Here is an 8,200-nt window from a genome sequence, read left to right as displayed (position 1 = left end):
ATCGGTGGTGCTTTTGTCTTTTTTGACTGATTCGAGTGTGCGGGCCGGGGTTGTGCGGCGGTTTGAGGTGGTCTGTCGGGTGCTTTGCCTGTCGGGTGTCTTGCTTTTGCGGCGCGTCTGGGCGTCGGCGCTTCCTGCGGCAATGACAAGCGCGATCAGCAGCACCGCAAGCCTGCGGCACCATCTGAGCGGTGTTTCGGATCTCAAGGAAGTTAAAAGCACTGGTCGGTTTTGGGGAGTTTTTTTGGAGTTTTGGGAGAACTGGGAGAGCTGGGAGTTTTGGGAGATCTGGGAGTTTTGGGTTTTGGGCCAATTGGTCTGATTGGGCCAATTGGACTAATTAGACCAATTAGACTAATTTCAGTCTAATTGCCTGCTCTGCTCAGAAGCGCGAGGAGGCGATTTTCATGATCTGGGCGGCGGTGACGCGGGTGTAGCCTTTGGGGGCGGTCCAGGTCTTGGTGGCGCCGGTGTTCCATTCGCTGCGGTTGGCGTTGATGTCAAGTTCGGCGCTGAGTGTGGTGCTGGCTCCTGAGGCTGTCAGCAGGGTCGTGGCGGCAAAGGGGCCGAAGGGGCTTTTCGAGAAGTCGGAATATTCGGCTGTCATCGGTTTGCGGCTGCCGGGGGTGACGGTGAGGCTTTCGAGTCTGTCGGTGCCGGTGTCGACAGTGAATGTGTAGCTCATGCCTTTGGGGCTGCCTTCAGGGGTGATTGTCCAGTTGAAGCGGTCGCCTTCGAGTTTGCAGCGGGAGGCGCTCAGAGGGGTGTCGCCGAGGATGAAGGCGCGTCCCAGCAGGAGGTCCTGGACGTTTTCAACGGTTGCGGGGAAGCCGCCGAGCAGGTCGGTGAGGCTTTCGGCAAAGTAGAGTTTTTCGAGCTTGTAGAGCGCGAAAATGCTGTCCTGGGTGACCATCATGGAGGCCATTTCAATTCCGAGGAAGCGCAGGGAGAGGTGGATGTTTTCGCCGCGCTTCATGGTCAGGGTTCCGCTGATGCTGAATTTCTTCGGGCTTTTGAGGCGGAGGGTGAGGGGGGCTTTGAGGTCGGTCCAGTCGCCGTAGCTGTCGGAGAGGGTGGTGAGGCGGGTTTTCAGTGCGCTCTGGCTCAGGCTGCTTCCGGAGGGCTCGTAAGAGTCGCCGCTGCCTGTTGCGGACCGGCCTGAGCGGCAGGAGACTGTCAGGAGTGCGGAGAGTGTTATCAGAAGTAAGCCGAAAGAGCGTGAGCGCTGTCGGATCAGTGTCGGAATTGTCATTTGAAGAAATATGTCTTATGTTTCACTTTCTTGGCCAGGAGTTTGTTGTCAGGGGCGAGTTCGAGGGCCTCTTTCCAGAATTTCAGAGCGCCGTCGGGGTCGCCGTCCATGAAGTAGATGTCGCCGGCGTGTTCGAGGATCTCTTCGCTGCGCTCGTCGGAGAGGGAGAGGGTGCGGTCAATGATCTCGCGTGCTTTGGCGTAGTCTTTGCGCTTGAAGAGGACCCAGGCGTAGGTGTCCATCGAGGTGGCGTTTTCGGGTTCGGCGCCTACGGCTTTTTCGATCATTTCAAGGGCGCGGTCGAGGTCGCGGCCTTCGCAGGCGAGGTAGTAGGCGCAGTTGTTTAGGGCGAGGGTGTTGTCGGGGTCGTAGAGGAGCGATTTCTGATAGTAGACGAAGGCGCTGTCGGCTTGCTCGCGGGCGTAGAGGTTGTCGCCCATAGCTCCGTAGATGCGCGAGAGCTGGCTTACGTCAGTCGAGTCGGTGAGGGAGAGTGCGTGGCGGTATTCGGCGGCTGCCTTGTCGCGCTGGCCTTCCTGGTCGTAGATCGAGCCGAGCACGAGGTACTGGCGGCTGCTTTCGGGGTAGTAGCGCAGGGAGCGCTTGATGGCCTGGCGGGCCTTTTCAAGTTCGTCGACCTGAAGATAGAGCGAGGTGAGCATTTCCCATCCTTCCTCGTCGGCGGGATCGAGGTCGAGGGCGCGCTCGGTCTGCTCGGCGGCTTTGGCGTAGTCCTTGGTGACTACCAGATAGCGCGAGTAGAGGTCATGGATGTCATGTTCGTGGGGGTGCTGGTCGATCAGGACATCGAAGAGCTGCCCGATGCGGGGGAAGTTGGTGGAGTCGTTGAGCATCTCCTGTATGTAGCTGCGGAGGATGACGAGTTTGGTCTCCACGTCGAGATTTTTCTGTTCGAGGGCCTGGAAGACTTCGCGGTTGAAGGCTGCGCTGTCGCCGAGAGTGTGGTAGAACTGGGCGCGTGAGTAGTAGGCGAGGCCGCTTGAGGGGTCGAGGACGCAGGCGCTGTCATAGAACTCTTTGGCGCGGTCGTTGAGGCCGAACATCGAGTATATGTCGCCCGAAAAGACCTGATAGTCTACGGAGCGAGGCGACGACAGGCGCAGGCGGTCGGCTTCGGCGAGGATCGAGGCAGTGTCCTGGAGGGCGTAATAGAGCTGTATCTTTTTGGATGACAGGGGGATGCTTTTGCCTTCGGCGATCTCTACGGAGTCATAGACAGCTATGGCACGGTCGCGGTCGGCTTCGCTGCCACCCTGTCCGAGGACTCCGGCGTAGCGGTAGGTGACTTCGAGGCGGTCGGGGTAGAGGGTGTGGAGCCGTTCCCAGGTCCTGAGGGCTTCGTCGCGGTTGAGAAGCTGCTCGTTGAGCATGGCGTAACGGCCTCCGTAGTAGATGTCGGAGGGGTTGGCCTCGCAGTAGTCACGCAGCAGTTCCATCGAGCGGCTGAGCATGGCGGAGTCGTTCTGGGAGAGGCTGAGGAGGTAGGTCGAGAGTTCCACTCCAATTTCTTTGTCGGCGGGGTTCAGCTCGCTTGCCCGCTGGAGGAGGGAGAAGGCTGCGTCATGTTTGCTCTGCGATTTTGCCCGCAGGGCTTCGAGATATATGTAGTCGGCCTTGCGTGCGTCCTCAGCGCCGGTCTTGGCCTGGCGCCGCCCGGCTGCGATGGCCGAGAGGGCTCCGAGGGCAAGGATTGCAAAGATGAGCAGTGGGAGCTTTTTCATTTTTCGGGATTGGAGTGGAGGGTTGGGAGAACTGGGAGGATTGGGAGTTCTGAGAGCTTTGGGAGTTCTGCTCCGGGGGATTGGTCCAATTAGTCTGATTAGGTTAGTCCAATTAGTCTGATTAGTTTAGTCCAATTAGTCTGATTAGGTTAATTGGTCCAGTTGGCGGGTGCCGGTCGGGGTCAGTTGACTCCTGTGTGGCCGAAGCCTCCGTCGCCACGCTCGGTCTGGTCGAGGCTGCTGACGGGTTCCCATTCGGCGCGGACATATTCCTTGATGACGAGCTGGGCGATGCGTTCGCCGTCGGAGATGGTGTAGGGGGTGTCGGAGAGGTTGATGACTATGATGCCGATCTCGCCGCGATAATCGGCGTCGATGGTGCCGGGGGTGTTGACGAGCGAGATCCCGTGACGGAGTGCAAGGCCTGAACGGGGACGGACCTGACATTCGTAGCCCTGGGGGAGCTGTATGCGCAGTCCTGTCGGGATGAGGGCGCGCTGGAGGGGCTGGAGTGTCACCGGGGAGTCGAGCTTGGCGCGGACATCCATGCCTGCCGACGAGGGGGTTTCATATGCCGGGAGTTCGTGGCCGGATTCGTTGATGATTTTTACCTTGATACTGTCCATAAATAAACGGTTGCGATGGAGGCGGCTTCCGCGAGGAGCGGCGGGGACGCCTTGAGTCGAAAGTGAGATGTGTTGTCAAATAAACAAGCGAAAGTAGCAAAATTCCCGCACATACGTGCATTTTTCTCCTTAATAATTATGAAATAGGTGTGAAAGGGGGTGCGAAACGGGCACATGACCGCGTTTCGGCGTATCATGTGCCCGTTGATGTTTATAGATCGTGGCCGGGGCCTTTTCAGGCTTTTAGGGCTGCGATTGTCTGCTCGATGGCTTCGATTTTGGTTGTGGCGTCGGAGAGCTTTTTGCGCTCGGCGTCGACCACGGCGGCTGGTGCGTTGCCTACGAAGCGTTCGTTGGAGAGTTTCTTTTCGACCGAAGCGCGGAAGCCGCGGAGGTAGTCGAGCTCTTTGGTGAGTTTGGCGAGTTCGGCTTCAACGTCCATGTTGTTGAGCAGTGGGATGTTGAATTCGGTGGTGCCTACCATGAAGGAGGCTGCGGCGGGGTCTTTCTCGCTGACGGTTGCGATGCCTGAGAGGTTGCCGAGGCGGATGGCTACGGCTTCCATCGGGATCGAGCCGCCGATGACGTTGAGCTGGAGGGTGTCGCGCGAGGGGATGTTGCGCTGGGCGCGGACTCCGCGGACTCCGTTGATGATTTCCTTGACGGTCTCCATTTCGGCGAGGATGCGGGGATCTGCGCCGGTGGCCTGCGGCATGGAGGCGTACATGATGGATTCGCCTTCACGACGGTCGCCCAGGTGCTGCCAGAGTTCTTCGGTGATGAAGGGCATGAAGGGGTGGAGCAGGCGCAGGAGGGAGTCGAAGAAGCCGATTGTGGCTTCGTAGCCGGCGCGGTCGATGGGTTTCTGATAGTCGGGTTTGACCATTTCGAGGTACCATGAGGAGAATTCGTCGCGGAAGAGGCGGTAGGCTGTCATGAGGGCTTCCGAGATGCGGAATTTCTCGAAGGAGTCGTTGATCTCGGCTACGGCTTCGGAGAGTTTTGAACTGAACCATTCGACGGCTTTGCGCGAGCTTTCGGGCTGTTCGAGCGAGGGGTCGACTTCCCAGCCTTTGACGAGGCGGAAGGCGTTCCAGATCTTGTTGCAGAAGTTGCGGCCGTTCTCGCAGAGTTTCTTGTCGAAGAAGATGTCGTTGCCTGCGGGTGCGGCGAGCATGATGCCCATGCGGACTCCGTCGGCGCCGTAGTCGGCGATGAGTTCGAGGGGGTCGGGGGAGTTGCCGAACTGCTTTGACATCTTGCGGCCGATCTCGTCGCGGACGATGCCGGTGAAGTAGATGTTGTTGAAGGGTTGTTTTCCGAGGAATTCATAGCCGGCCATGATCATGCGGGCAACCCAGAAGAAGATGATGTCAGGGCCTGTGACGAGGTCGGATGTGGGGTAGTAGTAGCGGATCTCTTCGTTGTCGGGTTCGAGGATGCCGTTGAAGAGTGAGATGGGCCAGAGCCAGGATGAGAACCAGGTGTCGAGGCAGTCTTCGTCCTGACGCAGGTCTGCGGCTGTGAGGGCGGGGTTGATCTCGCGGGCGAGGGTGAGGGCTTCGTCGGCGGTCTCGGCTACGACGAAGGTGTCGTCGGGGAGATACCATGCGGGTACGCGGTGGCCCCACCAGAGCTGACGCGAGATGCACCAGTCGCGGATTTCGGTCATCCAGCGGTTGTAGGTGGTCTTGAATTTCTCAGGTACGAAGCTGATGACGCCGTCTTCGGATGCTGCGAGGGCGGGGGCTGCGAGGGATTCCATCTTGAGGAACCACTGGTCGCTCAGGCGCGGTTCGGTAGCGGTGTCGGGGTTGCGTTCGGAGTAGCCGACTTTGTTTTCATATTCCTCGATCTTTTCGATGAGGCCTGCTTCGGCGAGGTCTTTGGCGATCTGCTCGCGGACGGCGAAGCGGTCCATGCCGATGTACATTCCGGCGGCTTCGCTGATTGTGGCGTCGTCGTTGAAGATGTCGATTGTCTCAAGGTTGTGTTTCTCGCCGAGCATGTTGTCGTTCATGTCATGGGCGGGGGTTACCTTGAGGCAGCCGGTGCCGAAGTCGATCTCTACGTAGTCGTCTTCGATGACGGGGATCTCGCGGCCTACGAGGGGTACGATGACGCGTTTGCCGCGGAGGTGCTGATTTTTGGGGTCGTTGGGGTTGATGCACATGGCTGTGTCGCCCATGATGGTCTCAGGACGGGTTGTGGCCACGATGGCATAGCCTTCCTCGCCTACGATCTTGTAGCGGAGGTAGTAGAGTTTGGAGTGTTCTTCCTTGTAGACAACTTCGATGTCCGAGAGGGCTGTCTTGGCTTTGGGGTCCCAGTTGACCATGCGTTTTCCGCGGTATATGAGGCCTTTGCGGTAGAGGTCGACGAAGACTTTGATGACAGAGCGGGAGCGGATGTCGTCCATTGTGAAGGAAGTGCGTTCCCAGTCGCAGGAGGCTCCGAGTTTTTTGAGCTGTTCGAGGATGATGCCTCCGTGTTTTTCTTTCCATTCCCAGGCGTGGCGGAGGAATTCTTCGCGTGTGAGGTCGCTTTTCTTGATGCCCTCAGCTGCGAGTTTGCCTACTACCTTTGCTTCGGTTGCGATGGCTGCATGGTCGGTTCCGGGCACCCAGAGCGCGTTTTTACCCATGAGTCGGGCGCGGCGGATGAGGATGTCCTGGATTGTGTTGTTGAGCATGTGGCCCATGTGGAGGATTCCGGTCACGTTTGGCGGGGGAATCACGATTGTGTAGGGTTCGCGGGCGTCCGGCTCGGAGTGGAACAGGCGGTGCTGCATCCAGTAGGCATACCATTTGTCCTCTACGGCACGCGGGTCATATTTTGTTGCTAACTCTTCCATAGTTTTGCACAAATGTTTGATTGTTGAATGGTTGTAAAGCTAATAATTGCGCAAAATTACAAAAAAAAAACGATTCTGCCGATTCTGCCGCACTAAAGTACGGCAGCCGTGGACAAAAAGGGATTCAGATCTTTTTCCGTATCTTTTTCCATATCCTTTTCCGTATTTTTTTTGGAGGATAGAGGGAGGATTATGGCATGGTGTCTGAGAGGAATTTTTTCTGTCTTGCCGATGACTTCTGCAAGTATTTTTCATCCGAGCTTAAAAATCGGCAGGCAATTGAGTATCTTTGCAGTCGCTAATTGTGATTTATAAGAAAATATGAGTGAAGAGACGATTGAGTATCACAGGCTCGGTAACGGGCTGAGGGTTGTCGCGAGACGTGTGGCGATGGCTGTGGAGCATTGCGGTGTGGCGGTGAATGCGGGTAGCCGCGATGAGCCGGAGGGGCTGCACGGGCTGGCGCATTTCGTGGAGCATACGATTTTCAAGGGTACGTCGGTCCACCGGGCGGCGTATGTCAGGGACCGTATGGAGGTTGTCGGTGGTGAGCTGAATGCTTATACGACGAAGGAGGAGACGGTTGTCTATTCGACTTTTCCTGCGGGACATCTCCAGAGGGCTATGGCGCTGCTGGGGGAGATGGTGGGTGATGCGGTGTTTCCTGAGGCTGAGATCGGGCGTGAGAAGCAGGTTGTGGCCGAGGAGATCGATACGTATCTCGACAGTCCTGCGGATGCTGTTTTCGATGATTTCGAGGATCTGATCTATGAGGGGTCGCCGCTTGCCCATAATATATTAGGTACGCGCGAGACGCTTGCGGGGTTTGATCAGGGGGTGTGCCGCAGGTGGCTGGAGGAGCATTTTACGCCCGGTCGTATGGTTTTGTTTTATTCGGGTCCGATGGAGGCTGAGAAGGTGTTCAGGCTGGCTGAGCGTTATTTCGGTCTGCCGGGTCGGGTGGACAGGCCTCTTGAGAGGGCGGTGCCGCGGATTGCGGAGAGGTTTGAGGTGGTGAATGACAGGGTGGGGTCTTATCAGGCTCATACGCTGATGGGGGTGCGGGTGCCGGGTCTGCTTGATCCGGGGCGCAGGACTGTTGCGCTGCTGGTCAATATTCTCGGTGGACCGGGGATGAATTCGCTGCTCAATGTGGCGCTGCGCGAGCGTTCGGGACTGGTCTATACGACTGAGGCTTCGACGTCGCTGATGAGTGATAATGGATTGCTGTCGATTTATTTCGGTTGTGATCCGGCGGATGTGACGCGCTGTCTGAGGATTGTCGGCCGGGTTGTCGATTCGCTGGCTCTGAAACGGTTGTCGGAACGGCGGCTGGAGGCTGCGAAGAGGCAGCTGATCGGGCAGCTGACGGTCGGGTCGACGAATTCGGAGCAGGTTGCGATCTCGATGGGGCGGAGTGTGCTTTACCGCGGTCGTGTGGTCGGGCTGTCGGAGAGTGTCGAGGCTCTTAGGGGTGTTGGAGCGGCTGATCTTCAGGAGGCGGCGGGGGCACTGCTTTCGCTTTCGCGTCTGACGATGGTCTGAGGGGCTGATTTTTTGTTTGGAAGATATGAGGAAAAGTTGTAACTTTGCAAAGTGGATCGTCTTTGCTTAGGCGGGATGGTCCGGCCATAACTTTAAAACTGAATGCGCATGTGGCGTAATTGGTAGCCGCGTTAGACTTAGGATCTAATGTCTCAGGACGTGGGGGTTCGAGTCCCTTCAT

Annotated in this window: 6 protein-coding genes; 1 reads left to right on the top strand and 5 read right to left on the bottom strand. The window is 57.6% G+C overall.

Going from position 1 to position 8,200, the window contains the following annotated elements:
* The 5 genes from K2H17_RS07265 to K2H17_RS07245 all read right to left on the bottom strand — a co-directional run.
* A partial coding sequence (locus K2H17_RS07265; protein WP_300133182.1) for a hypothetical protein occupies positions 1-207 on the bottom strand: 207 nt, incomplete at its 3' end.
* A gap of 175 nt (positions 208-382) precedes the next feature.
* On the bottom strand, positions 383-1,252 hold the full coding sequence (locus tag K2H17_RS07260) for a DUF4292 domain-containing protein (RefSeq protein ID WP_300133180.1): 870 nt from the start codon (positions 1,250-1,252) through the stop codon (positions 383-385).
* Complete coding sequence (locus tag K2H17_RS07255; protein WP_300133177.1) at positions 1,249-2,994, bottom strand: tetratricopeptide repeat protein; 1,746 nt, start codon at positions 2,992-2,994, stop codon at positions 1,249-1,251. The genes K2H17_RS07260 and K2H17_RS07255 overlap by 4 nt, the downstream gene beginning before the upstream one ends.
* 182 nt (positions 2,995-3,176) lie before the next feature.
* A complete protein-coding gene (gene dut / locus K2H17_RS07250; RefSeq protein WP_300133187.1) occupies positions 3,177-3,611 on the bottom strand; it encodes a dUTP diphosphatase in 435 nt (144 codons plus the stop codon).
* Positions 3,612-3,855: 244 nt separating this feature from the next.
* A complete protein-coding gene (locus tag K2H17_RS07245; protein WP_300133175.1) occupies positions 3,856-6,474 on the bottom strand; it encodes a valine--tRNA ligase in 2,619 nt (872 codons plus the stop codon).
* Positions 6,475-6,795: 321 nt separating this feature from the next.
* Between K2H17_RS07245 and K2H17_RS07235 the strand changes: the two genes are divergently transcribed.
* Positions 6,796-8,019 (top strand): pitrilysin family protein, encoded by a 1,224-nt coding sequence (locus K2H17_RS07235; RefSeq protein WP_363319931.1) that lies wholly within the window; start codon positions 6,796-6,798, stop codon positions 8,017-8,019.
* Positions 8,020-8,200 lie beyond the last annotated feature (181 nt).

The sequence above is a fragment of the Duncaniella sp. genome, assembly GCF_029054785.1.
Classification (GTDB): domain Bacteria; phylum Bacteroidota; class Bacteroidia; order Bacteroidales; family Muribaculaceae; genus Duncaniella.
The sequence above is the reverse complement of the archived record's forward strand: the minus strand, read 5'-3'. Positions and strand labels throughout refer to the sequence as shown.

Excerpts from the sequence above, each read along its gene's own strand:
- K2H17_RS07260 (WP_300133180.1), bottom strand. The coding sequence starts at position 1,252 with ATGACAATTCCGACACTGATCCGACAGCGCTCACGCTCTTTCGGCTTA.
- K2H17_RS07255 (WP_300133177.1), bottom strand. The coding sequence starts at position 2,994 with ATGAAAAAGCTCCCACTGCTCATCTTTGCAATCCTTGCCCTCGGAGCC.
- K2H17_RS07245 (WP_300133175.1), bottom strand. The coding sequence starts at position 6,474 with ATGGAAGAGTTAGCAACAAAATATGACCCGCGTGCCGTAGAGGACAAA.
- K2H17_RS07235 (WP_363319931.1), top strand. The coding sequence starts at position 6,796 with ATGAGTGAAGAGACGATTGAGTATCACAGGCTCGGTAACGGGCTGAGG.